Annotated in this window: 23 protein-coding genes; 8 read left to right on the top strand and 15 right to left on the bottom strand. The window is 59.7% G+C overall.

What is annotated here, in order from left to right; all coding sequences use genetic code 11:
* Positions 1-60: 60 nt before the first annotated feature.
* The gene (locus tag WA845_RS12400) at positions 61-951 is read left to right on the top strand and encodes a helix-turn-helix domain-containing protein (RefSeq protein WP_034496639.1); all 891 of its coding nucleotides are present in this window, start codon (positions 61-63) and stop codon (positions 949-951) included.
* Between the two features lie 59 nt (positions 952-1,010).
* Here WA845_RS12400 and WA845_RS12395 read toward each other — a convergent pair whose 3' ends face one another.
* The gene (locus tag WA845_RS12395; RefSeq protein ID WP_004445008.1) at positions 1,011-1,865 is read right to left on the bottom strand and encodes an AraC family transcriptional regulator; all 855 of its coding nucleotides are present in this window, start codon (positions 1,863-1,865) and stop codon (positions 1,011-1,013) included.
* 124 nt (positions 1,866-1,989) lie between these two features.
* Between WA845_RS12395 and WA845_RS12390 the strand changes: the two genes are divergently transcribed.
* Positions 1,990-3,186: an MFS transporter gene (locus WA845_RS12390; RefSeq protein WP_004445010.1), complete on the top strand. Its 1,197-nt coding sequence runs from the start codon at positions 1,990-1,992 to the stop codon at positions 3,184-3,186.
* 85 nt (positions 3,187-3,271) lie between these two features.
* Positions 3,272-4,168, top strand: coding sequence for a LysR substrate-binding domain-containing protein (locus tag WA845_RS12385; RefSeq protein WP_337322344.1), 897 nt, complete (start codon positions 3,272-3,274; stop codon positions 4,166-4,168).
* Between the two features lie 23 nt (positions 4,169-4,191).
* On the opposite strand, the gene WA845_RS12380 is transcribed toward WA845_RS12385, so the two are convergent.
* The 10 genes from WA845_RS12380 to aztA form a co-directional block, all read right to left on the bottom strand.
* A complete protein-coding gene (locus tag WA845_RS12380) occupies positions 4,192-5,472 on the bottom strand; it encodes a TRAP transporter large permease (protein ID WP_337322343.1) in 1,281 nt (426 codons plus the stop codon).
* Positions 5,473-5,475: 3 nt separating this feature from the next.
* Positions 5,476-6,027 carry a TRAP transporter small permease gene (locus WA845_RS12375; RefSeq protein ID WP_004445019.1) on the bottom strand — a complete coding sequence of 184 codons (552 nt, stop codon included), beginning with the start codon at positions 6,025-6,027 and terminating at the stop codon, positions 5,476-5,478.
* A gap of 129 nt (positions 6,028-6,156) precedes the next feature.
* Complete coding sequence (locus WA845_RS12370; RefSeq protein ID WP_035210337.1) at positions 6,157-7,152, bottom strand: DctP family TRAP transporter solute-binding subunit; 996 nt, start codon at positions 7,150-7,152, stop codon at positions 6,157-6,159.
* Positions 7,153-7,174: 22 nt separating this feature from the next.
* A complete protein-coding gene (locus WA845_RS12365; protein ID WP_107327274.1) occupies positions 7,175-8,077 on the bottom strand; it encodes an NAD(P)-dependent oxidoreductase in 903 nt (300 codons plus the stop codon).
* A gap of 12 nt (positions 8,078-8,089) precedes the next feature.
* Positions 8,090-8,392 carry a putative quinol monooxygenase gene (locus WA845_RS12360; protein WP_034497555.1) on the bottom strand — a complete coding sequence of 101 codons (303 nt, stop codon included), beginning with the start codon at positions 8,390-8,392 and terminating at the stop codon, positions 8,090-8,092.
* 17 nt (positions 8,393-8,409) lie between these two features.
* Positions 8,410-9,768, bottom strand: a complete 1,359-nt coding sequence (locus WA845_RS12355; protein WP_006700383.1) for an NAD(P)H-dependent oxidoreductase — start codon at positions 9,766-9,768, stop codon at positions 8,410-8,412.
* 258 nt (positions 9,769-10,026) lie between these two features.
* Positions 10,027-11,040: a LacI family DNA-binding transcriptional regulator gene (locus WA845_RS12350; protein WP_337322375.1), complete on the bottom strand. Its 1,014-nt coding sequence runs from the start codon at positions 11,038-11,040 to the stop codon at positions 10,027-10,029.
* A gap of 357 nt (positions 11,041-11,397) precedes the next feature.
* On the bottom strand, positions 11,398-12,423 hold the full coding sequence (gene aztC / locus WA845_RS12345; RefSeq protein WP_337322342.1) for a zinc ABC transporter substrate-binding protein AztC: 1,026 nt from the start codon (positions 12,421-12,423) through the stop codon (positions 11,398-11,400).
* A gap of 27 nt (positions 12,424-12,450) precedes the next feature.
* On the bottom strand, positions 12,451-13,317 hold the full coding sequence (gene aztB / locus WA845_RS12340) for a zinc ABC transporter permease AztB (RefSeq protein WP_337322341.1): 867 nt from the start codon (positions 13,315-13,317) through the stop codon (positions 12,451-12,453).
* Positions 13,310-14,122 (bottom strand): zinc ABC transporter ATP-binding protein AztA, encoded by an 813-nt coding sequence (aztA, locus tag WA845_RS12335; protein ID WP_004445037.1) that lies wholly within the window; start codon positions 14,120-14,122, stop codon positions 13,310-13,312. Before aztA ends, aztB begins: the two co-directional genes overlap by 8 nt.
* 339 nt (positions 14,123-14,461) lie before the next feature.
* Between aztA and zigA the strand changes: the two genes are divergently transcribed.
* On the top strand, positions 14,462-15,667 hold the full coding sequence (gene zigA, locus WA845_RS12330) for a zinc metallochaperone GTPase ZigA (RefSeq protein WP_337322340.1): 1,206 nt from the start codon (positions 14,462-14,464) through the stop codon (positions 15,665-15,667).
* Positions 15,668-15,822: 155 nt separating this feature from the next.
* Here the strand turns inward: zigA and WA845_RS12325 are convergent, their stop codons facing one another.
* The 3 genes from WA845_RS12325 to WA845_RS12315 all read right to left on the bottom strand — a co-directional run bounded on the left by WA845_RS12325 (position 15,823) and on the right by WA845_RS12315 (position 17,739).
* The gene (locus WA845_RS12325; protein WP_184286937.1) at positions 15,823-16,260 is read right to left on the bottom strand and encodes a VTT domain-containing protein; all 438 of its coding nucleotides are present in this window, start codon (positions 16,258-16,260) and stop codon (positions 15,823-15,825) included.
* Positions 16,261-16,357: 97 nt separating this feature from the next.
* Positions 16,358-16,627 carry a hypothetical protein gene (locus WA845_RS12320; RefSeq protein WP_006700378.1) on the bottom strand — a complete coding sequence of 90 codons (270 nt, stop codon included), beginning with the start codon at positions 16,625-16,627 and terminating at the stop codon, positions 16,358-16,360.
* Positions 16,624-17,739, bottom strand: a complete 1,116-nt coding sequence (locus WA845_RS12315; RefSeq protein WP_184286934.1) for a GTP-binding protein — start codon at positions 17,737-17,739, stop codon at positions 16,624-16,626. The genes WA845_RS12320 and WA845_RS12315 overlap by 4 nt, the downstream gene beginning before the upstream one ends.
* A gap of 328 nt (positions 17,740-18,067) precedes the next feature.
* On the opposite strand from WA845_RS12315, the gene ugpB reads away from it, so the two are divergent.
* From ugpB to WA845_RS12295, 4 genes are all read left to right on the top strand, one after another.
* Positions 18,068-19,378 (top strand): sn-glycerol-3-phosphate ABC transporter substrate-binding protein UgpB, encoded by a 1,311-nt coding sequence (gene ugpB, locus WA845_RS12310; RefSeq protein ID WP_169692189.1) that lies wholly within the window; start codon positions 18,068-18,070, stop codon positions 19,376-19,378.
* 69 nt (positions 19,379-19,447) lie between these two features.
* Positions 19,448-20,329 carry a sn-glycerol-3-phosphate ABC transporter permease UgpA gene (gene ugpA / locus WA845_RS12305; RefSeq protein WP_004445049.1) on the top strand — a complete coding sequence of 294 codons (882 nt, stop codon included), beginning with the start codon at positions 19,448-19,450 and terminating at the stop codon, positions 20,327-20,329.
* A gap of 10 nt (positions 20,330-20,339) precedes the next feature.
* Positions 20,340-21,188, top strand: coding sequence for a sn-glycerol-3-phosphate ABC transporter permease UgpE (gene ugpE, locus WA845_RS12300; RefSeq protein ID WP_004445050.1), 849 nt, complete (start codon positions 20,340-20,342; stop codon positions 21,186-21,188).
* Positions 21,188-22,249, top strand: a complete 1,062-nt coding sequence (locus tag WA845_RS12295; RefSeq protein WP_004445053.1) for a sn-glycerol-3-phosphate import ATP-binding protein UgpC — start codon at positions 21,188-21,190, stop codon at positions 22,247-22,249. The genes ugpE and WA845_RS12295 overlap by 1 nt, the downstream gene beginning before the upstream one ends.
* Positions 22,250-22,308: 59 nt before the next feature.
* Here WA845_RS12295 and WA845_RS12290 read toward each other — a convergent pair whose 3' ends face one another.
* Entirely contained in the window at positions 22,309-23,052 is a 744-nt protein-coding gene (locus WA845_RS12290) for a class I SAM-dependent methyltransferase (protein WP_004445056.1), read from the bottom strand.
* Positions 23,053-23,054: the final 2 nt, after the last annotated feature.

Here is a 23,054-nt window from a genome sequence, read left to right as displayed (position 1 = left end):
AGCGAACATGGGCACATTACCGGCGGCAGGAAATCTGTCTCGTAAAAAGGGAACATCGATTTGGCGGAAAGTAAGATTGCTGAAAGAGCCTTCTACCAGCCGGGTGCAAGCAGCATCGAAGGCATGCCGACAACCCTTCAGCTTTTTCACAATCACCCGCCCATCATGCTCAGGCCACACTGGCACGCGCAGGTGGAGGTGAATTACGTGATGGCGGGATCGGTGCATTATCGCATGGGCGATCATGACCTTACGCTTAATTCCGGCCAGATGTGCATCTTCTGGGGTGGCCAGCCGCACCAGATGGACCACTCTTCCGACGATTCGTTTTACGCCGGCGCGCATCTTCCGCTCGTGCACTTTTTCCGCATGCGCCTGCCCGCTACCGTTTCCAGCCTGCTGATGGGCGGTGCGACGATGGTGAGTGCTGAGACGGACAAGGCAGACGCCGAAAATTTCGGCCGCTGGTTTCGCTATGTCACCTCCGGCGACCCGGCGAAAGCCCAGCACGCGGTGGAAGAATTGCTGCTCAGGGTCGAGCGGATGTTCCTCGAGCCATACGCCGTCATATCTTCCGCCGCCAGCGGCAAACGCAGAGAGAATGATGAGGGCATGGCGCCCTCCATCGGCGTGGTACGCATGTGCGATTTCATTGCCGCCAATTTCCTCGACGATATCGACGCAACCGACATCGCCCGCGCCGCCGCGCTTCACCCGAAATATGCGATGAACCTGTTCCGCAAATCCACCGGCATGACGCTGATCAAATATCTGACCCTGCTCCGTCTTTCGCGCGCGCAGGCCATGCTGATGACGGGCAAGGACAATATCCTGCAGATCGCCATGGAAAGCGGTTTTGGCTCGGTCAGCGCATTCAACAAGGCATTCCGCCAGATATCAGGCATGTCGCCCTCCGATTTCCGCCGCGACATGCGGGCGGCGGCGGCTTAGGGTACCCTCCTCATTCCTGTGCTCGTCACAGGGATGAGGTTGAGTGAGCACCCCAACCCTTAGCCACCCATCTCTTCAAAATCGGGAAAAGCGGCGCTGCGCTGCCGCGCCGCCTGGCGATAAGCCCGGGGCGAGCTGCCCAGCATTCGCCGGAACATCGTTGTAAAAGCGGGGATGTTTTCATAACCGGCATCCAGCGCCACGTTCGTCACGGCCTCCCCCGCCGCCAGCCGCGGCAGGGAGGCGAAGATGCAGGCCTGCTGACGCCATGTGGCGAAGCTCACCCCCAGTTCCTTGCGAAACAGACGCGTAAAGGACCGGCGGCTGATACCCATGGCCGCCGCCCAGTCATCGATCTCCACCCGCGCCACGGGCCTGTTGAGGAAATCCCGGCAAAGCGCTGCCAGCCGCTGATTGTCCGGAAATGGCAAACCCAAAGGGCGTTCCGGCAGGCGGTTCACTTCATCCAGCAAAAGTGCGCGCACGAGACCCTGCCGGTGAAAAGCAGCTGGCTGATGTTCCTCGGCCAGCAATTCGGAAATCAGGCTCGAGGCGAGATCTGTTATTTCCACGACCCTTGGAGACGTTGCCTGGAAGAGATCGGGATGGACGTAGATGGAGTGCATCTCGACATTGGAGATGACTTCGGCCTCATGTTGCAGACCGGCGGGAATGAGCAGCCCGTGACCCGGCGGTATCATCCAGCGCCCATCCGCCGTGCTGACCAGCACCACCCCCCGGCGCGCGCACCATATCTGCACGCGACTATGGTTATGGGGCGGAGTGCGATGCCCCGTCGGATAGATGCGATGGAGCGCCAGCACCGGCTCATTGGTGCCGTCGATCAATTTCAGGCTGCGCTCATGCTCCTCGAGCGTCACACCGACTGTCTGTCGCGATTTGATTTTTGCCATTTGGCCCACTCACAAAGAAACTCGTCCAGAACACAAATGCAGGCCAGACACAATATGAATAAAAGCGGGAGCAAATAAAGACATGTTTCCCGTTTCATCGGCGGGGATCTGGAGAGGATAATTTATGGCCACCGTCACCAGCACCGGGTTCAACCCGCAACGCACGGCGTTTTCAATCATCGCAGCCGCGAGCTTCTGCCACATGCTGAACGACATCATGCAATCGCTGCTGACGTCGCTTTACCCGTTGCTGAAAGCCAATTACGCGCTCGATTTCGTACAGATCGGACTGCTTACCTTCGCCTTTCAGGTCACGGCATCGCTGCTGCAGCCGGTCGTCGGCATGGTGACAGACCGTTGGCCCATGCCGTTTTCCCTGCCCGTGGCCATGCTCTCCACCTGCGCCGGCCTCATCACGCTCGCCTTTGCCCATAGTTTCGAGGTTCTGGTGATTGGCGCCTGCCTCATCGGCATCGGCTCGGCGATCTTCCATCCCGAAGCCTCGCGCGTTGCCCGCCTGGCATCCGGCGGCCGCCATGGTCTGGCGCAGTCCTTCTTCCAGGTGGGTGGGAATACCGGCACGGCCATCGGCCCGCTGCTCGCCGCCTTCATCGTCATTCCATTGGGCCAGTCGAGCCTCAGCTGGTTCTCGCTGATTGCGCTCCTCGGCTTCGGCGTGCTCTCCTGGGTCGGCGTCTGGTATACCCGCCACCGCCGCGCAACCGTCGGCAAGGCTCCGGCCAGCCGCGCCCTGCCGCTCTCACGCGGAACCGTGATGATGACGCTTCTGGTGCTGGTGGTTCTGACCGCCACCAAGAATGCCTATCTCGCCAGCCTGTCGAGCTACTTCACCTTCTACACCATCGACAGGTTCGGCCTTGGCGTGCAGGACGCGCAGGTACTGCTGTTCCTCTTCCTCGGGGCTTCGGCACTGGGCGTGTTCTTCGGCGGCCCGATCGGTGACCGTTTCGGCTCGCGCGTCGTCATCTGGTTCTCGATCCTCGGCGTCATTCCCTTCGCGTTGATGCTGCCCTATGCGAACCTGTTCTGGACAGCCGTTCTGGTCGTCGTCATCGGCTTCGTCTTCTCTTCCGCTTTCTCGGCCATCGTCGTTTTCGCGCAGGAGCTTGTGCCGGGCCGCGTCGGCCTCATCGCCGGCATGTTCTTCGGTTTCGCCTTCGGTTTCGGTGGCATCGGGGCTGCGGTTCTGGGGGTCTATGCGGATAAGGAAGGCATTGAATTCGTCTACCGCATCTGCTCCTACATGCCGCTGCTCGGCCTTTTGACGGTCTTCCTGCCGAAACTGCCGAGCCACCGCTAAAAGCCTCGCGTTCAACGCTTTTCAACACGGCGGTCACCTGTGATACTCGGGTGACCGCCGTATTCCGTTGAGCAAAGCCCTACCCATGCAAATCCCGATAAAATCGATCCTCGTTTTCCACGCCGCGGCAAGGGCGGGCAGCATTTCCCGGGCGGCGGAAGAGTTGAGCGTGACACCTTCGGCCGTTTCCCAGCAGATCCAGCTGCTGGAAGGCCAGCTCGGCACGACGCTGATGGCGCGGACGGGCCGCAAGGTGACATTGACGGAAGCGGGCGAGCGCTATTTTTCGATGATCACCGCCCAGATCGAGCAGATATCCGACGCCACCGACAGCATTCGCGGTTTCCGTTCCGTCACGGCACTGACGATCCGGGCGACGCCGACCATTTCCAACAAATGGCTTCTGCCGCGTCTCGGCTCCTTTCTGGAGGAGCATCCTGAACTGGAAGTGCGCTTGGACGGCACCAACGAGCCGACCGATTTTTCGCAGGAGATCGTCGATGTGGAGCTGCGCCACGGCGATGGTCGTTGGCCGGGCCTCTTCGTGGAAGGGCTGGTGGAAGAGGAATTCCTGCCGGTGTCCTCACCGGACTATGCCGCCACCGGAAGCCTTCAGGCCGCCGATCTGCTCGAACTGCGGCTCATTCATTCGGTGAAGGCGCAAGCGCAGTGGACGCACTGGTTCCCGATGGCGGGCGTGCATTCAGACAAAAGATGGCGGCGCGTGCTGTTCGACCGCAGCCATATGGCCATCGACGCCGCGGCCGGCGGTCTGGGCGTCGCGCTGGAAAGCACGCTGATGATGGAACGGGAACTGAGCACCGGGGCGCTTGTCTGCCCCGTCATCGACGCACCGCGCATCAAGCTCGTTACCCAATGGATCGTTTGCCCGCATTCTCACCTGCGGCAGCGAAAGGTGACGCTTTTCCTGGAGTGGATGCGAAAACAACGCGACGAGTGGCGTGACCGTCGCGTTGTCTGAGTTTTCAGGCGTACTGTTTCGGCTCAGTAGAGACCCATCAGCCGTATCGGCCCAAGCGTCAGGATCGGGAAAAGCACCAGCGCAAATATGGCGAGCGTCAGCACCGTCATCGGCGCCAGCGAACCGCGGATGACATCCTCGATCTTCATGTTCGCGACCTGGGCTGCGGCAAACAGGCAGACCCCGACTGGCGGCGTCACCAGCCCGAGCGTCAGCGTCATGACAGTCACGATCAGGAAATGGATTGGATCGATACCGAGCGCTTCGACCGGCGGCATCAATACCGGAATGAGGATGAACATGGCGGGGATCGCTTCCATGAAAATGCCGATGATCAGCAGGAACACGAAGATCACGAGCATGCCCGTCATCGGCCCGAGGTTCATCGCCCTCAAGAGTTCGGCGACCTGTTCCGGCAGGCCGTCAAAGGTGAAGACCCAGGCAGCCAGCTGCGAAGTGGCGGCGATGAACAGGATGGTTCCGGAAATGCGTGCCGTCGAGATGAGGATTTCCGGCAGTTCGCGCACCGGCAGCGTGCGGTAGACGATGACGCCGAGCACCGCGACATAAACGACCGCGATGGCAGCGGCTTCCGTCGGCGTGAACAGGCCGCTGGCGATGCCGATGATGAGGATCAGCGGGGTGAGCATCGGCAGGATGGCGCGAAGTCCGGTGATGACAACCAGACGGAAGTTGAAGGGGGTCGGCGGGTTATATCCGTAGTGCACGGAATAGAAGTGATTGAAGACCAGGAAGGCGAAGGCGATGAAGAGGCCGGGCACCAGGCCCGCGATCAGCAATGTGCCGATGGACACGTTGGCGATGGAGCCGGCAATGACGATCAGGATCGACGGCGGAATGATCGAGGAGAGCGTGGAGGTGCAAAGCGTCATGCCGACGGCATAACCCTTCGGGAAGCCATGCCGCTCCATCGCCTTGATCTCGATGGCGCCGACAGAGGCGATGTCAGCGACGGACGAGCCGGAGACACCGGAAAAAATCACCGAGGAGATGACGTTGACGTGACCGAGGCCGCCGGGCAACCAGCCCACCATGGCCTCGGCGAAATCGAAAATGCGCTCCGCCACACGCCCCCGCTCCATGACGGTGCCGACGAGGATGAACAGCGGCACGGCGACGAGCAGGAAGGAGTTCATGGACGAGAACATCGTCTGCGACAGCAGGTCCATCGGCATGGAGGTAAAGAGCCAGAGCGTGCCGACGCTGGCGAGCGCCAGCGCAATGGCAAGCGGTACACCGAGCATGCTGAGACCGAAAAAGGCGACGAGAAGAAAGACCGACATGGATCAATGTCCTGCTGAAATGGAGATGTCGGCGTGTGCGATCTCGTCCGCCGGCAGGCCAAGCTCGGGAAGCGCGATGAGCTCCCGGCGGCTGCGCAGCGATTCGACGATGGCGAGCACGGCGATGATGGCGGAAACCGGCAGAACGATGCCGATGGTCCACATCGGGATGGGAAGCGTGGCGGCGGTTTCGTTCATCATGACCTGCTGGCGCACCATGGTCAGGCCCGTCCAGCCCATCATGCCGAAGAAGAACACGGATGAACCGACGTAGATCGGCACCGCGAGCCGCCGGAAGAAGCGGTGAAACAGCACGAGAAACACCACAACACGGGCGCTTTCAACGGTGCGGAAGCCGGCGGCGAGGCCCAGAAACACCATCCAGATAAAGAGAAAGCGGGTCGCTTCCTCGGTCCAGGGGAGAGGACTGCCGATGAGGCGGCCAATGACCTGGAGGAGCACGACGATGAGAATGCCGGCGCAGGCCGCGCCTGCGGCCACATCGGCGATGAGTCTTACGATGGTGCCGAGCACCGAAGGTTTCGTATCGTTCATGACAATACCCTTCCACTGCTGAAACCGGATATCCGGTAAAACGAATGCCACCCTGCCCTCACGGCAAGACGACCCTGCCTGACATTTGGGAAGGCCGGATCGAAACCCGGCCGTCCGTTTGCGGAAAGGTCAGTTCGTCTTGAGGAACGCCTGCGTCTTGTCGAAGAAGGCCTGATCCTTCACCAGAGCGGAGAATTTCGCCGAAAGGCCGGCCGCCACGGCCACGAAAGCCTTGCGCTCGTCATCGGTCAGCGCGTTCACCTCCATGCCGTTCTTTTTCAGCGTTTCCAGTGACTTGTCGATATCGGCAGCGTCGTTCTGCGCCTTCCAGGCCTCCGTTTCCACGGCAGCCTCCTTGAGCGCGGTCTTGAAGTTCTCATCAAGACCTTCAAAACGGGCAGGATTCATGCCCAGCACCCAGGCGTCGGCGATGTGGTTGCTGATCGTCAGGTATTTCTGCACCTCGTAGAGTTTGGCGCTGACCGGCACATTGACCGGATTTTCCTGCCCGTCGACCACCTTGAGCTGGAGGGCATTATAGACTTCGGCAAAAGCCATCGGCGTCGGGGCGGCCCCCATGGCGCCGAAGAATTCAACCCAGAGCGGATTGTTCGGCACCCGCAGCTTCATGCCCTTCAAATCGGCTGGGGATTTGATCGGCGCCCTCGAATTGGTGATCTGGCGCAGCGGCCGTGACCAGAGATCGAGCCCGAGAATGCCGATCTTGCTCAGATCGCTGGAAAGCTCCTTGCCGAGATCGCTGTCGAGATAGACCCGAAGCTGGTCGATATCGCGGAACTGGTAGGGGATGGCGATAGCTGTGAATTTCGGGTTGAACGTCGCGTAGAGCGATGTCGAATTCAGGAGCATGTCAAGCGAGCCGCCGGCAAGCTGCTTGACGCCCGCCGAAGGATCGCCGCCATAAAGCGTACCGTTGGGGAATACCTTGATCTTGAGCTTGCCGTCGGTCTTTTTTGAAACCAGTTCCGCGAACTTGTTGGCGGAAAGCGTGATTTCGGAATTGTCTGCATCCGGCGTCGACAGGGTCAGCGTCTCGGCCCGTGCAATCGATGCGACCAGCATGGTGGCGGCAAGGGCCAGCCCGTAAAGTTTTGAAATTTTCATGTGTTCCTCCCTTTGTTGTGTCTTAAACAGTTTCGAGCGTTCCTCCGAACGCATTCATGCGCTTAATTTCAAGGATCACACCGCTGTGATCAAGCTCGCCCGCGCCATGCTCGACCATGGAGCGAAACAGCCGGTCAACCTCCTCGCTGACCGGTAATGTCAGGCCGCGGCTTCTGGCGAAGGCCAGTGCCGTGGACGTATCCTTGACCTGATATTTCGCCGGCCCGCCGGGGCGGAAATCGCCCTCAACCATGCGTTTTCCGTGCTGACGGAAGACGGTGGAATCGGCAAATCCGCCAAGCAGGGCGTGGCGCACCTGTGCCGGGTCCGCTCCCCCTTCTTCCGCAAGGGTGAGAGCTTCGGCAACGGCGCAGATTGTCGAGGCGACGATCAGCTGATTGGCAAGCTTGGCCAGAGAGCCGCAGCCCACCGGCCCTACGTGCGTGACGCGGCCAAGAAAACCGAGGAGCGGCCGCAGCGCATCCACATCCCGCTGTTCACCCCCGGCCATGATGGCGAGCGTTCCTTCGATCGCTCCCTTTTCACCGCCGGACACGGGCGCATCGACATATCTGACGCCGCATGCCATGGCGGCTTCAGCCTGTTCCATTGCAATTTCAACGGGAATGGAACTCATGACCAGCAGAACCGCACCGGGCTTCATGGCTGAAACGATGCCCGGCGAACCGAGCAGAACATCGTTGCAGACCGGCCCGGAACTCAGCATGCAGAGCACCACATCCGCTTCGGCCGCAGCCTCGGCAGCCGTTACAGTCGGCTGCACGCCCTTCTCTGCCAGAACCGCAGCCTTGTCGGCACTGCGGTTCCAGGCCTTGACGGAAAACCCGGCCTCTGCCAGGCGCGCCGCCATGGGTGCGCCCATGATGCCCGTACCGATAACGGCAACCTGGCGGATGTCTGCCATCGTTCCCATCCTTCAAAGCCATTGCCGGTTCAGGAAGCGCACCGGCAGTTCTTCTTCGATAAGCGCCGGAAACGCCTCGCGGAAGCGGTCGAGATGCGGTGTCTTCAGGTGGTCGTCAAAAGCCTGTTTGTCGTCATAGACCTCGTAGAACACCACATTGTTTCCCGTTTCCGGCCGCACCACGTCGAATTGCCGGCAACCCGGTTCATCACGAACCGAATGGGTGGCGTCATCACGCGCAGCGTCGAGAAAGGCCTCCATCGCGTCGGGCTTGACCCGAAATTCCGCTATCACCACGAAAGCCCCCTTCGACATGTCCTGATCCCCGCCCGTCACGCCGCAGCGTCCTTTTGCGGGCGGAAGCGGTTTTCCATGTCCTGACGCAGCTTCACCACGTCGAGATCGTTGACCAGCTCCACATCGTCGAAGCTGACGATCTGGTCTTTCCTGATGGCGCGCTTCAGCTTGACGTTATGGGCGAGGCCGATCGGCAGCGCTTTCATGTCCAGGCTGCGGGTCGCTGGAATGGCGTTCGCCCAGACCGCATAACCGCCCTCACCGTCCAGCATTTCGCCGGGCTGCATGTCCTTCTTGGCGGTGGCGACGGCATCGCCGCGGAACTCCTTCGAGCAGCCGGTTGCCTCGTTTCGCAATACGGCAGAGAGCACGCTGATCGAGGTTTCGAGTCCGATGATATGGAACGGACGCCACATGGAGGCGTACCAGCCGGACGGATCGGTCAGCAGGCCATATTGCTTGAAGCAGGCGCGGGCATATTCATTATGCGCCTTGAACGTGACGAAGACGCCGTAACGGATGTTGTTGAACACCTCGCGTCCATCCGGCTCCTGGCTCGCGGCGATATCCACCAGGCCTGAACGGGCCATGCGGCCGCCATCGGCGGCGGGACGGAAAACACGGGCGAGATCGTGCAGGCCGGCGGGCGGGAAAGCCAGACCGTCATCCGGGCAATCCAGCCCCGTACCATTGGCGACAGCCGCCATTTCGATGGCTGCCTTGGTGCCATCGGTGAAGGAATTATACATTTTCGGATTGAAGTCGCCCTTGGCCACTTCCTCGTCCGTCCAGCCGAAATAACCCCAGACCGTGTCCGGCGTCGAATAGCGGTAACGCGGCTCGAAGTTCATGCCCTTGCCGGCGGAAACGACCTCGAAGCCGGTGGCGCGCGCCCAGTCGACAAGCTCGCAGATCAACGCCGGCTGGTCGCCGTAAGCCATGGAATAGATCAGGCCCTTGGCGCGGGCCTTTTCGGCAAGGATCGGGCCGACCATGACGTCGGCTTCGACATTGACCATGACGACGTGTTTGTTGTGGTCGATGGCGCCCAACGCGTGGCGGGCACCGGCCAGCGGATGGCCGGTGGCTTCGATGACGCATTCGATCTCACCGCAGGCGAAAAGCTCGTTCACGTCGTCGGTCACATAGGTCTTGCCGCTCTTCAGCGCCTCGGCGCAGCTCTTCGCATCGTAGCGCTCCTTCGGCCAGCCGACGCGATCCAGCGATTCCTTCGCCTTTCCGACATTGAGGTCCGCAACGGCGACCATGTGGAAACCGGCGATGCGCTGCGCCTGCGCCAGCACCATGGAGCCGAACTTGCCCGCGCCGATGAGACCGACGCGGACAGGCCTGCCGCCGGCCGCACGTTCTGACAGAAGAGAATAGAGGTTCATGTTTCATCATCCTTCGCTGGGGAAATTGCTGGCGAGAATGTCCAGTCAGCCCGGCGAAAACCATGCGATACCGCGGCTGCGAGGCTCCCCTCACGGCACTGGAGACATGGCAATCTGACGTTCCTCCCGAAGCCCGGCACACCTGTGCGCCGGCTCTCGCGGTCGCCTCCCAAAGCAACCTTGAGAACAGAGTAGGAGCGTTCAAATATTAGTTCTATTTAGAAAATCACATTTTTATTTTAGTTTTTCTAACGATCCTCAGGCCGATTTCCGCAGCATCAGATCGGCGCTGAGCAGGATGCGCTCCCGCATTCGGGTGGCATCGTCTGCCTCCTCGTTCAGTTTCTGAAACAGCAGCTCGATCGACAGCCTGCCGATCTCGTTGTAGTTCTGCGCCACGGTGGTGATGGGCGGGTAGGCATAACGCGCCAGCGGATGATCGTCATGGCCAGCGACCCTCAGATCGTAATCGGCGCCGTGGCCAACCCTGATGCCCTTCTGAAAAGCTGCGGCGATGACGCCGAAGGCGATGCGGTCATGGGCGCACAGGATCGTCCGCGACGGCAGAAGCGTGCGCCGTTCCAGAAGCCGGCCTGCTTCCTCGAAAGCAAACCGTTCAAACTCCCATGTGATGTCGCCCGGGACGTTAATCACATGTGGCTCGAAGCCGAGCTGTTGCATGGCCTCTACATAGGCCGTGCGGCGCGTGGCGGCATTGGTATTGACCTGCGGCATATCGAAGAAACAGGGCGGCTCTCCCGACCGGCAGAGATAATCCACCATCAGTCCCACGCTCTGCCGGTTATCTGTGCCGACAAAGGCGGACGTCTCGTCGAGTGGCGAATCCACATAGACGATCGGGACAGTGGCCGCGAGTTGCTCCAGCGTAGCGCGATGGGATTTGACGCCAAGCGGCGCGATGATGGCACCCGCCACATTCATCGACTTGAAGGTGCGGATGGCGCGGTCTTCGATTTCGGGCTTGCCGTCCGATGAAAGCACGAAGGCGAGAAACCCGGCTTCGCTCGCAATGAGCTCGATACGGCTCGTGAGCGCCATATAAAAGGGGTCGGTGGAACTCGGGATGATGATGCCGATGATGTTGGAACGGCGGCGGTTGAGGTTGACGGCGAAAATGTTCGGCCGAAACCCAGATTTCTTCAGCGCATCCTCGATGGCATCCCGCGTCTTCTTGCGGACCGAGGCCGGGTCATTGAAGTATTTCGAAACGGTCGGGCGGGAAAGGCCGACAAACTCCGAAAACTCCTCCATCGTCCTGATAGATTTGGCCAAAGTGCTTGCCCCCATGAACGTCACAGGTGGCACTTTACATCGACGGGCCTTCGCACGAAAAGCCGGTCCGATGCGGTTATCAACGGCCAAACGATCAATCGGCCGCAAATTAGAGTTTTATAGTGGTCGGATCGGACAACTCGAAAGCTCCGGTCCGTCCCTGTCAGGGCGAAAAGTCGACGGGGGTGGACGGCCAGAACCGATGGCAAGCTCGAGCTCAGGCTCGGTCAGGCCGTTTCATCACGCCGACGACAGCAGAGCGATCCCGGCCTGAATGATACGAGCGAAATCAGGGTGGCCGAAGCCACCCTGAAACTTTTCGGCTGAACGGCGGTCTTATTGCCCGAGTACAGCGGCCGAGATGGTCTCGATATTGTGGTTGACCATGTCGATATAGGTCGCGGCCGGGCCATCGGCCGTGGAAAGCGCGTCGGAATAAAGCGTGCCGCCAACCTTCAGGCCGGTTTCGCTGGCGATCTGGTCGATCAGCCGCTTGTCGGTGATGTTTTCGACGAAGATGGCCGAAGCCTTGTCGTGTTTGACCTGGTCCACCAGCTTGGCGACATCGGCGGCAGAGGCTTCGGACTCCGTCGAGATGCCCTCCGGCGCGAGGAAATTCAGGCCATAGGCATGATCGAAATAACCGAAGGCATCATGCGAGGTGATGATGACGCGCTTCTCCGGCGGGATCGCGGCGATCTCCGTCTTCACCTTCTCGTTCAGAGTGGCAAGCTTGGCGACATAGGCGTCGGAATTCGCGGTATAGGTCGCGCAGCCGGGTTTGTCGGCCTTGCAAAAGGCGCCGGCTATGTTCTTCACGTAGATTTGGGCATTCTTGATGGACTGCCAGGCATGGGGATCGTACTCGCCATGATGGTGATGTCCTTCGTGGCCATGGTCGTGATCGTGGGCGTCAGCCGTTTCGTGCTTGTGGCCGGCTTCCCCGGTCTTGTGGTCGTGAGCCTCCTCTTCCTCGGCCTCAGGATGGGCGTGGCCGGCGGGCTCGTCGGAAAGCCTGAGCGGCTCGACACCCTTGGTCAGCTCGACAACTGGCGCCTTCGTGCCGCTCGTTTCAATCAGCCGCTTCAGAAAGCCTTCGAATTCCAGGCCGTTGACCAGCACGACATCCGCCTTGCTGACGGCGACAGCATCGGCAGGGCGCGGCTCATAGACATGGGCATCGCCATCCGGCCCGACGAGCGTGGTGACCTCCACACGATCCCCACCGACATTTTTCGCGAAGTCGGCGATGATCGAGAAGCTGGCGACGACCTTCAGTTCGGCGGCGGAAGCCTGCGCCGTCAGAACCGGTGAGAGGGAAAGAAGACTGGCGTACGTGGCTAAGCGGAAGGTTTTGAACATTGGATTCTCCTGTTTCAAAGGCTGTTTTCAGGCCGCGCGGTGGCGGCCGGAACCGAGAAGATCGATGAGCACGCCGCGCGTGCCGAAGAGGATGGAGAGCACATAGACGGCGCCCGCCGAAAGGATGATCGCCGGGCCCGATGGCAGCGACGCGTGATAGGACAGGACAAGACCGGCAAAGCAGGACACCATGCCGATGCCGATGGAAATGAAGCACATGGGCGCGACGCGGTTTGACCAGAAGCGGCTGGCGGCAGCCGGCAGCATCATCAGCCCGACTGAAAGGAGCGTCCCCAGCGCCTGAAAGCCACCCACGAGATTGAGCACGACGATGCCGAGGAAGAGGAAATGCACCGGGCTGCCCCATCTGCTGACCGAGCGCAGAAAGAGCGGATCGAGGCATTCGGCCACGAGCGCCCTCCAGAAGGTGATCATCACCGAAAGCGTAATGACACAGATGCCGCCGATCAGTCCGAGCGCCTTATTGTTCAGCGCCAGCACCGTGCCGAACAGAACGTGCATCAGGTCGACGCTGGAGCCACGCCATGAGACGAGCAGCACGCCGAGCGCCAGCGAAATCAGATAAAGCGCGGCGAGAGAGGCGTCCTCCTTCTGAACGGTGAAACGCGACACCGCGCCGGCCCCCAGCGCGACCACGAGGCCAACGACGAGCCCGCCAATCGTCATCGGCAGAATGTCCAGCCCATAAAACAGAAAGCCGACAGCAGCGCCCGGCAGGATGGCGTGCGACATGGCATCGCCCGTCAGGCTCATGCGGCGCAGCATCAGAAAAACCCCGACGGGGCCGCAGCTGACCGCGAGGATCAGCGCACCGGCAAGCGCACGCTGCATGAAGACATACTGGATGAAAGGATCGATGAAGATATCAGCCATGGCTATTCGAATTCGCGTGGAAGTGGGCGTGGGCGTGCGGCGGCGCCGCCGGATCCGGAGGGAGCGGAGGGGAAGCCGGCGCGCACCAAGGCGCATTCGCCTCCCACGCCTCATGGAAATGTCGGGCCTGGCGAAGATTCTCTGCCTGCAGGACTTCAGCCGTTGGACCAAGCCCGACCAGCCTTCGCGCCAGGAAAAGCGTCTGGGGAAAATGCTGCTGCACGAGCTGGTGATCGTGAAGTACGGCCAGAACGGTGCGCCCTTGCGCCACCCATGCCTTGATCAGCACCAGCAGGTCGGTCACCGTCCGCTCGTCGACGGCATTGAAGGGCTCATCGAGCAGAATGAGCTGCGCATCCTGCAGCATGGCCCGGGCAAAAAGGGCACGCTGCATCTGGCCACCCGAGAGGGAGTCGATATTTCGCCTTTCAAAACCGGACAGTCCGACCGCTTTCAGCGCTTGGTCGATCGCCGTCCGATCTTCGGAACGGTGTCGTCCGAGCAGGCCGCGTCTCGGCCAGAGACCAAGGGCCACAAGGTCTCGTACTTGAGCGGGAAAGGACCGGTCCAGCTCCGACTGTTGCGGCAGATAGGCGACGGAGATCGCCGGACTAACCCGACATTCGCCGCCAAGCGGCTTCAAAATGCCGGCGATGCCTTTCATCAACGTGGATTTTCCCGAGCCGTTGGCGCCGATAACGGCGGTAAGCGAGCCGCAGGCAATACTACCATTGAGATGGTGCACCGCCGCCCGGCCGGCATATCCAAGGGTCAGATTTGAGAAGATAAGGCACGGATCGTTCATCGATCCCTCCGCAAGCAGGATGTCATTCGATGCCCCTTGATATGTAATGTTATTACATTCGTCAAACGAATATGTAATGAAATAACATTTACTGGTGGAGGCGGACTGGCACGCTGTCCCCTCCGGGGCTAGGCCGTTGCTGGCAAACGGCGAATTATTCATCCACACGCGTAACCACCACGCTCATGCCGAAAGCAATTTCTCCCTCACCTGTTGACATGCCCCATATATGTAATGTTATTACGTTACATATGATAACGATGCGCGCCGGATCGTTTCCCGATGCCCCGACGTACCCGCCGAGGTCCACTCGAAACACGTTTACAGAACGAGGTCCAAATGTCGAAAAAACTACCTGTCACCGTGCTTTCCGGCTTTTTAGGCGCTGGCAAGACGACGCTTCTGAACCACATTCTCGCCAATCGCGATGGTTTGCGCGTGGCCTTGATCGTCAACGACATGAGCGAGATCAATATCGATGCGGCGCTGGTTCGTGACGGCGGGGCCAATCTCTCCCGAACCGAAGAGCAATTGGTGGAAATGACCAATGGCTGCATCTGTTGCACCCTGCGTGACGATCTTCTCAAGGAAGTGCGGGCGCTGGCGGAGCAGGACCGTTTCGACTATCTGCTGATCGAATCGACCGGCATCGCCGAGCCGCTTCCCGTCGCCGCGACGTTCGATTTCCGCGACGAGAATGGTCGCAGCCTTTCCGATGTTGCCCGGCTCGACACGATGGTGACGGTGGTGGACGCCGCCAATCTTCTCAACGATTACGGTTCGTCCGATTTTCTGGCCGACCGGGGCGAAACGGCAGGCGATGGCGACAACCGCACCATCGTCGATCTTCTGGTGGAGCAGATCGAATTTGCCGATGTCGTCGTGCTCAACAAGATCGGCACTGCAACGCCAGAGGAGCGGGATGACGCCCGCAAGATCATCATCGGGCTGAACCCCGATGCAAAACTCATCGAGGCCGATTTCGGCAAGGTGGCGCTGAAGGAGGTTCTGGGCACTGGCCGCTTCGATTTCGCCAGGGCCGAAGAACACCCTCTCTGGTTCAAGGAATTGCATGGTTTCAAGGACCACATTCCCGAAACCGAGGAATATGGCATTCGCTCTTTCGTCTATCGTGCCAAAAAGCCTTTCGACCCCGTGCCGTTCCAGCGTTTCATCGATCGCGCCTGGCCGGGGGTCGTGCGCGCCAAGGGTTTTTTCTGGCTGGCGACGCGGCCGCGTTATGTGGGAGAGATCAGCCAGGCCGGCGCCCTGGTTCGCACCGGCAAGATGGGTCTCTGGTGGTCCGCCGTGCCGAAAGAGCAATGGCCGCGCGAAAAGCAGTTCCTTGATATGATGAAGCCCTATCTCGACCCGGTCTTCGGCGACCGCCGGCAGGAAATCGTCTTCATAGGTTCCGATCCAATGAATGAAGCCCGCATCCGCGCCCAGCTCGATGCCTGCCTGATAGACACGGATGCCTTCACGCCCGATGCCTGGCGGCACCTGCCCGATCCTTTCGCCAGCTGGGACCGGCAGGCGGCTTGAGCGGTAGCTACCGATGCGGGGCAGTCGCAAACCGTCACTCCGGATCAGGTCTGTGTCCAGCGCGGTCAAGTCCTTGATCGCGAAAAACTCTTTTCACGGCGCAGACGCGCCGTGGCTGGATGCCGGATCCAGCCCGGCATGACGGAGGAGAAGCTTCATGAAAAATTCAACGTCACCAACGCGAGCACCACGTATCGCCCGACCTTCGCGATGGTGATCAGCAGCAGAAACACCGGCAGCGGCTCTTTCATGATGCCGGCCGCAACCGTTAGAGGGTCCCCGATGATCGGCGCCCAGCTGAGCAGCAGGGACCATTTGCCGTAACGCCGGTACCAGTTCTGCGCCCGTTGCAGCGCAGCCTCCCCGACCGGGAACCAACGTTCATGTCGAAAACGTTCGATGCCACGGCCAAGCAGCCAGTTGGCGAAGGACCCGGCGACATTGCCGACGCTCGCCACGACAACCAGCAGCCAGACGGGCTGGGATTTCAGAAGAATGAGCCCCGCAAGCGCCGCCTCCGACTGCATGGGCAGGATGGTCGCCGCAATGAACGCCGTCAGAAACAAACCCGCATATACAGCCAGATCGGCCATTCCGTGCCCTTCATCATCCACGAATCCCATCGCTGTCCCTGAAGTGGCGGATAAGGGCCGCGGCGGTCAAGCGGCTCTGCCGCGTGGAGGCGGGTTCTCAAGCTGAATTCGCGGCAATGGCGCGCACAATATCGTCATGATCCACCGCGAGAAGCGCCTTGTGGATGGATAATTGCCGGGTCGTACCGGAAACGGCGAGGATGACGATCACCGTTTCCCGTGGCGGGCAATCCGGCAGCGCGCAGGAAAGCTCGCTGACGGTAATACTGTCTTCCGGCTTGAGTTGCAGCAAATCGCGTGACCATTGCTTCAGAAGACGCGCGTGCGAGATGATCGCGGAGCCACTGCGTGCAAGCGGATTGTTCATGCCCTGCCCTTCCGCCTTGCCTGCGCGGCCAATGTGTCGAAAAGCTCGCGAATGGGCTTTTGCGGCATGTCCATGCCGATCAGCACGATACGTGTCGAACGATCTTGATCCGGCCAGCGCTCCAGGCGGGTAAGCGGATAAAGCCGATGCTGCACCGCGTGGGCGACAACCGGTCGCTCCGGATCATCCGTCGCCCCGAAAATTCCCTTGAGCCGCAGCAGACCGGAATGCACGTTGCTGGTGACGAGCTCGAGAAAAGTCACAATCGCCTGGGGGTCAAAAACCCCGTCAAAGGTGAGATTGAAGGCCTCGACCCCGACGCCGTGGCGGTTGATATCGTGCTGATGGGCCGCATGAAGGCTCAGCCTGTCGGCCGCAAGCCATGCAGGCGCATCCTCCGGCTTGCCACACAACGAATAATCCGATGCGTTGAACAACGACATCAGATCGAAATCGGCTGCATTGCGATCATGAAACGAGGCTGCGGGATTGAGATCGGCGAGGCTTTCGCGGTCCAGCGCCGCGTCATCGGCCAGATCGGTCTTCGTCAAAACGATGTGGTCGGCAAAGGCAAGCTGTTTCCAGCCCTCAATGAAGCTGTTGAGCATCGGCGGGCCCGAGACAACGTCGAAAGCCGTCACCACACCGGAAAGATGAAAATGCCGGGAGACGATGTGATCCCGCAGGCCCAGCGCCGGCGTGCCGCCGGCGATGAGGCTGTTGATGATCGGCGCAGGATCGGCGAGACCGGTGGTTTCGATGACAACCCGCGAGACATCAGGCATTACCCCTTCCAGAATGGCCTGATGCAGTTCGTAAAGCGAGGTGCGGATATCGCTCGTGGCGGTGCAGCAGATGCAACCCGTCGTCGTTCTGAAATATCGTTCGGACCCCGTCCGCACCAGACCGTGATCGATGGGCACCGAGCCGAATTCGTTGACGATCACGGCCGCATCCCGCATGGCCGGCTCAGCCAGAAGCGCGTTCAGCAAGGTGGTCTTGCCTGCACCGAGAAAGCCGGTAAGCAGGGTAACCGGCACCGTTCCCAAAGATGGCAGGCCAGCCGAATCGTCCCTGCGCTCAACCGCCTTTTTCCGCTTCAATCCGAACACATCCACCTCTTCGCCCGCACAAATTCACAGCAATATAATAGGTAATGTAATAACATATCAATCGCAACTATTGGATTTCGACAGGAGCGAATCCAGCGAAGACACGCGCCGGTGGCCAAGCGCATGAAAAAACCGCGGAACGAAGGAAATGGAATAATAAATCCGTTTCCTTCACTTTCGTTTTAATCGTTCCACGTTCTATTGCATTTTCGTTAGAGTTCGCTTTTAATCGGCAATGCTAATACAGAAAAGATCGCCCGCAGCCATATCGAGGAGGATAGGCTGCAATTAAGGGGCTGTATCTTTTACTGTTTTCATAATGGGAGGAATCGCCTTGAAAAAACTCAGCTACCGACTTGCTGCGGCATCCGCGCTTTCGTTTTTTGTCACATCGAATGCATATGCTGTGACTGAGATCCAGTGGTGGCACGCCATGACCGGCGCCAACAACGAAGTCGTGGATTCGCTTGCCAAGGAATTCAACGACAGCCAGAAAGACTACAAGGTCATGCCCGTCTTCAAGGGCACCTATCCCGAAACCCTGAACGCCGGCATCGCCGCCTTCCGCGCCAAGCAGGCGCCTGCCATCATTCAGGTCTTCGATGCCGGCTCCGGTGTCATGATGGGTGCTGCGGGCGCCATCAAACCGGTAGCGGACGTGCTGAAGGAAGGCGGCTACACCTTCAACAAGGATGAATATCTGGCAGGCATCGTCGCCTATTATTCCAAGCCTGACGGCACCATGCTGTCCTTCCCCTATAATTCGTCCTCGCCGATCCTCTATTACAACAAGGATATCTTCCAGAAGGCCGGCCTCGATGCCGCCAACCCGCCGAAGACCTGGCCGGAAGTTTTCGATGCCGCCAGGAAGATCAAGACCAGCGGTGCCGCGCAATGTGGTTTCACCTCCACCTGGCTGACCTGGATCCAGACCGAAAACTTCGCCGCGTGGAACAACGTCTCCTATGGCAGCAATGAAAACGGTCTCGGCGGCACCGATGTGAAGCTCGCCGTCAATGCGCCGCTCTTTGTCGAGCATTTCCAGGCGATTGCCGATCTGGCGAAAGACGGTGTCTTCCGTTATGGCGGCCGCACTTCGGAAGCCAAGCAGCTCTTCATGTCCGGCGAATGCGGTATTCTGACCGAATCCTCCGGCGGCCTTGGAGATATCATCAAGACCGGAATGAATTACGGCATCGGCCAGCTTCCCTATTATGAGGGCCATGGCCCGCAGAACACCATCCCGGGCGGCGCCAGCCTCTGGGTCTTCGGTGGCAAGAGCGATGCCGAATATAAGGGCGTAGCGGAATTCTTCCACTTCCTCTCCCAGACCAAGATCCAGTCTCGCCTGCATCAGGTCTCTGGCTATATGCCGGTCACGATCGCAGCCTATGAGGAAACCAAGAAATCCGGCTTCTACGACAAGAACCCCGGCCGTGAAACGCCGCTGCTGCAGATGATGGGCAAACCGCCGACAGAAAACTCCAAGGGTGTGCGTCTCGTGAACCTGCCGCAGGTGCGTGACATCATGAACGAGGAGTTCGAGGCGATGCTGGCCGGCAAGCAGGATGCGAAGGCAGCACTCGACAAGATAGTCCAGCGCGGCGACGCGGCCATCAAACAGGCCGCCGGCAATTAAACGATCCCCTGCCCCGCCCGCATCCTCTGACAGATGCGGGCGGCATTTCCATGTCATCAGGAGATCGCCGTGCAAAGCGTCGTATTCCCCAACAAGATCCTGCCCTATCTGCTGGTCGCCCCGCAGATCATCCTCACGGTGATCTTTTTCTTCTGGCCGGCCAGCCAGGCGCTCTATCAGTCCACCATGCGCGAGGATGCCTTCGGGCTGAACAGCAATTTCGTCGGCCTGGCGAATTTTTCCGCGGTACTTTCTGATGAAAGCTACCTCAACTCGCTGCAGGTCACCGTCGTTTTCAGCATCCTCACTGCGCTTGTCTCCATGGGGCTGGCGCTGCTGCTGGCAACGGCGGCAGACAGGGTGGTGCGCGGCAAGGGCTTTTACCGCACCATGATGATCATGCCCTATGCCGTCGCGCCGGCGGTGGCCGGCATGTTATGGCTTTTCATGTTCAATCCGGCCATGGGAACCTTCTCTTATATCCTGCGTCGCAACGGCATCATGTGGGACCCGCTGCTCAACGGCAATCAGGCCATGCTGCTCGTCGTCGCGGCGGCTGCGTGGAAACAGATCAGCTACAATTTCCTATTTTTTGTCGCGGGCTTGCAGGCAATTCCTAAATCATTGCTGGAGGCCGCCTCCATTGATGGCGCGCGCGGTTCGCGGCGCTTCTGGACCATCGTTTTCCCTCTGCTTGCGCCGACCACCTTCTTCCTTCTGGTCGTCAACACGGTCTACGCCTTCTTCGACACCTTCGGCATCATCCATGCGGTGACCGGCGGCGGCCCCGCAAAGGCGACGGAAACGCTGGTTTACAAGGTCTATAATGATGGCTTCGTGAACCTCAATCTCGGCTCATCCGCCGCGCAATCCGTGATCCTGATGGTGATCGTCATCGCGCTCACCGCCTTCCAGTTCCGCTTCGTCGAGAAGCGCGTGCATTACGGCTGAGGACGTCCTGATGATTGAAAATCGCCCCATCGCACGCGTGATTGCCCATCTGATGCTGGTGCTCGGCATCATCATCGTGGCCTTTCCGATCTACTACACCTTCATCGCTTCCTCGATGACGTCGAACGACATCATCCGGCCGCCCATGTCGCTGCTGCCAGGCGGCCATCTCGGAGAAAACTATACCGACGCCATGGTTGGCGGCGTGGAAAGGGTCGTCGGCGTCAGCCTCGAACGGCTGCTGTTCAACAGCTTCGTCGTGGCGCTGGCCATCGCCATCGGCAAGATCATCATCTCGTTCCTGTCCGCCTTCGCCATCGTTTTCTTCCGCTTTCCCTTCCGCATGGGCTTTTTCTGGATGATCTTCATCACGCTCATGCTGCCGGTGGAAGTACGCATCCTGCCCACCTACAAGGTCATCGTCGATCTGGGCCTGATCGACACCTATGCGGGGCTCACCCTGCCGCTGATGGCTTCAGCCACGGCGACCTTTCTCTTCCGGCAATTCTTTCTGACAATTCCCGGTGAAATGGTGGAAGCGGCGCGCATCGACAATGCGGGTCCGTTCCGCTTCATGCGCGATATCCTGCTGCCGCTGTCGAAGACCAATATCGCGGCACTTTTCGTGATCCTCTTCATCTACGGCTGGACGCAATATCTCTGGCCGCTGCTCGTGACCAACGACGCAAAGATGAACACGATCATCATCGGCCTCAAGCGCATGGTGGATTTTACCGATGCCTCGACGCCCTGGAATTATGTGATGGTGACGGCGATCCTCGCCATCATCCCCCCTGTTATCGTTGTGGTGCTGATGCAGCGCTGGTTCGTCAAAGGTTTGGTGGAGACCGAGAAGTAATGGCAAAAATTGCGCTGAAAGACGTCCGCAAGGTTTATGGCGGCAATGTCGAAGCCATCAAGGGCGTATCGATGGACATCGCCGATGGCGAAATGATCGTGCTCGTCGGTCCCTCCGGCTGCGGAAAATCCACCCTGCTGCGCATGATCGCCGGTCTGGAAGGCATTTCCGGCGGCCAGATCGTCATCGGCGACCGCGTCGTCAACGATCTGGAACCCTCAGACCGCGACATTGCCATGGTGTTCCAGAACTACGCGCTCTACCCGCATATGACGGTGCGCCAGAACCTTGCCTATGGCCTGAAGAACCGCAACACGCCGAAGGAGGAGATCGAGCGGCGTATCACGGAGGCGGCCAAGGCTCTCGAAATCGAACAATTCCTGGAGCGCAAGCCGCGTCAGCTTTCCGGCGGCCAGCGCCAGCGTGTGGCCATGGGCCGCGCCATCGTGCGCAAGCCCGCGGCATTCCTGTTCGACGAGCCGCTTTCCAACCTCGACGCCAAGCTGCGCGTGCAGATGCGCGTCGAAATCCGCCGCCTGCAGCGCTCTCTCGCCACGACAAGCGTTTACGTGACCCACGACCAGATGGAAGCCATGACGCTCGCCGACCGGCTGGTGGTGCTGAATGCCGGCCGCATCGAGCAGATGGGCACGCCGATCGAGCTTTACGAAAAACCGGCCACGACCTTTGTCGCCACCTTCATCGGCTCGCCCTCGATGAACCTGCTGAACCACGGGACGGCGACGGCCAACGGCTCTTCCGGTTGGTCGGTGATGGAAAGCACCGCACTGCCGCAGGGTGCTGCCACGCTCGGCATCCGCCCGGAAGACATCACCCTTGCCAGTGAGGCCCCCACCGACGCTGCATTTACCGGCACCGTGCAGGTGGACGCCGTGGAACTGGTGGGTGCGGAAAGTTACGTGCACGGCTCCTTCGCCGACGGCACCACCATCGTCTTCCGCGTCCACGGCCGCTCACAACTGCGCATCGGCGAAACGCTGAAAATCGCCGCCCAGGCAAAGGATTTCCATCTGTTCGATTCGGCGGGGAAGCGGATTTAAGCCACTGCGGGATGCCATTACTGCGACGTCCAGCATCTAAGTAATGGCGTCCCGTCGTGTTAGCCGCCCTTTCTCGCCGTGAAATGAAAGGTGAGGACATCACCTTGATAATGCTCGGAAAGCAAAACGTCCTTCATTCCGTTCCGACTGAACACCGCGAGGATGGCGATAGGATCATATTCCGACATTCGCATTGAAAGTGTATTCCAGCCTTTTCCACGCAGGAATCTATATGTTGCCGCCAGCACTGGCACATTGTGGCGCAGGTGATAGCGTAGGCGGTCTGACAAGCGGCGTTCAGGCCGTTTGACGCTCGCCTGGAGAATGGCGACACCGCTGGGGCCGACCTTAGACAGCAACTTGTCGATCAGCATCACACCCCTCCTGGCGTCTACATGCTGGAGAACGATGTAGCTGAGGACGAGGTCAAATTCGCCCGAAGCGTGACTTAAATCGTCGTCTGAAGGGACCATTTCGACATTTTTGACATTGTATAACTGGCAATTCTTAACGGCTTCGGCACGCATGTCTGGAGATAGTTCAACGCCGATTACGGTTTCAAAACGGGACGCAAGCGGTATGCTCATTCGAGCCACCCCGGCACCGAACTCAAGAACACGCCCTTTACCCAACGGCCCGCAATACTGTTCCGCACGACCCAGCATCCAAGAGACATTAGCTTCCCCGGTTGCGAAGAATTCCCCCTTCGTTGCCTCGATATTTGAAGTGTGAAATCGGTCTTCGGAATACACGCCGTAATATGGGTTTTTCCTGCCCCATTCCAGCCACTGCGTATCGCTCATAA

The organism is Agrobacterium sp. CMT1, from assembly GCF_037203725.1.
Classification (GTDB): Bacteria; Pseudomonadota; Alphaproteobacteria; order Rhizobiales; family Rhizobiaceae; genus Agrobacterium; species Agrobacterium pusense.
Note: the sequence above shows the minus strand (reverse complement) of the source record. Positions and strands in the feature narration are given on the sequence as shown.